Origin of the sequence: Methylibium sp. T29-B, from assembly GCF_000576225.1 — a bacterium.
Taxonomy (GTDB): Bacteria; Pseudomonadota; Gammaproteobacteria; order Burkholderiales; family Burkholderiaceae_C; genus Methylibium; species Methylibium petroleiphilum.
Window position 1 is genome coordinate 1 of record NZ_AZSN01000321.1, and the last position, 1,791, is coordinate 1,791.

Genomic DNA, 1,791 nt, shown 5'->3' on the forward strand with positions numbered 1-1,791 from the left:
GCCAGCTGAGCCGCAGTGCAGCGCTCGTCAGGCTGACTAGAGCCTCCCTCGCGGAGGGAGGCTGGAGGGTGCGGCCGAACACGCTGGAGCTCCCTCGCGGAGGGGGCTCGGGGGAGCCGTGCGTAAAGCCGCAGGCTAGGAGGCTGCGCGGCTTCTGCCGCGCGGACTCCTAGCCTGGATCTTTCGCGAGTGACGTACTGGATGACTGTGGCGGGGGTTTGAGGCAGGGATCGGGGCCCTGAGCGTGGCAGTCGGGGCCATTCGGCGATGGTTGGATGCGTTTTGCGCCGCGCGAGGGCACGTTTACCCCTTTCCCCGGCTTGGGCTGCGGGCCTCGTTGGGGTCAACGCGCGGGCCAGGCACTGGGTGAGCGTCTACGGGACGGCGGCCAGTCGCGCGGCGGCCACTTCGAACACGTCACGCAGCGGATGCTGGCTGGCCAGCATCAGGCGTACGCGCCGCGTGTTGCGCAGCACCGCCGCGCCGATCTTGAGCAGCCGCGTGCGGATCGTGGCCGTGCAGGCCTGCTGCAGTTCGGTGCCCGCCAAGGCCAGCCGCCTGAGGTTGATCATCAGCGTATAGGCCAGCGCCGCCAGCAGCAGCCGCATCTGGTTGGCTGCGTAGCGGTGGCAACTGGCGCGGCGGCCGAACAGATCCAGCTGCGCCTCCTTGATGCGGTTCTCGGCCTCGCCGCGGGCGCAGTACACCCGCTCGTAGAGCTCGCTGGCCTCGCCGCTCAGGCTGGTGACGATGAAGCGCGCATCAGCGCCTTGCGCGCCATGTTCCAGCCGCGCGATGACGCGTCGCTCACGACCCCAGCTGCGTGCCGCATAGCTGAACTCGCCGATCAGTCGCTCCTTGTCGCCGCTGGCCGCATGACGCTCGGCCACGGCCTGGGCGGCCAGTGCGCAGTTCCACTCCAGCACCGGGTTCTTCTGCACGCCCAGCACGTAGTCGATGCCCCAGGCCTCCAGCCGGCGCAGCACCTTCGGGCGGCTGAAGCCGCTGTCGCCGCGCACGATGAGCCGCACGCCCGGCCAGGCTTGTCGCAGGCGCCGCGCCAGCAGCTTGAGCACCGCGCTGACGATGCTGGCCGGATCCCGCCAACTCGGCCGCAGCACGCAGGCCAGCATGTCCTGCCCGCAGAACACGTACAGCGGCAGGTAGCAGTAGTTGTCGTAGTGGGCGTTGAAGTGCGCGCGTTCCTGCTGCCCGTGCAGCGGCACGTGCGCGGCGTCCACGTCCAGCACCAGCTGCGTCGGCGGCGCCTCGCGGCTGGCCACGAACTGCTCCAGCAGCACGCCATGCAACGCCCAGGCCTGGCGCGCCCCAGCCGCGTTCTCCAGCCGGCTCAGCGTGGGCGCACTGCCCAGGCTGCGGTCCCGGCCCACCGCGGTCTGCCAGACCAGGTCGTGCCGCAACGTGTTGTGATCGGTCACGTCCTGCCAGCCACAGCACAGCCCGTAGATGCGCTGCGCCAGCAACTCGCGCATGCCGTGCTCGACGCTGGCTGCACGCCGCGAGTCGCCCACTGCGCGTGCTGCCGAACGGCTCAGACCCAGCCGTTCATCCACCCGCCGCAGCAGCACCACCCCGCCGTCGCTGGCAATGTCCCCGCCATCGAAGGCCGCCTCGATCACGCGCCTGCCCACGCGGCCAAGCTCCATCCGGCGATCCGTACACTCTGGCATTGGGCGACCTCCCTCGCTGGCTCGGTTCCATAGACGTCGAACACCTATGAAAACGAACAACGAAGACAGGTCGCCTACTTCATGCCTCGCGAAAGATCCA

At 69.5% G+C, this 1,791-nt stretch carries 1 protein-coding gene; it reads right to left on the reverse strand.

Annotated elements, in window-relative coordinates:
* Nucleotides 1-374: 374 nt before the first annotated feature.
* A complete protein-coding gene (locus Y694_RS21590) occupies nucleotides 375-1,691 on the reverse strand; it encodes an IS1380 family transposase (protein ID WP_036236574.1) in 1,317 nt (438 codons plus the stop codon).
* Between the last annotated feature and the right edge of the window lie 100 nt (nucleotides 1,692-1,791).

Excerpts from the sequence above, each read along its gene's own strand:
- Y694_RS21590 (WP_036236574.1), bottom strand. The coding sequence starts at position 1,691 with ATGCCAGAGTGTACGGATCGCCGGATGGAGCTTGGCCGCGTGGGCAGG.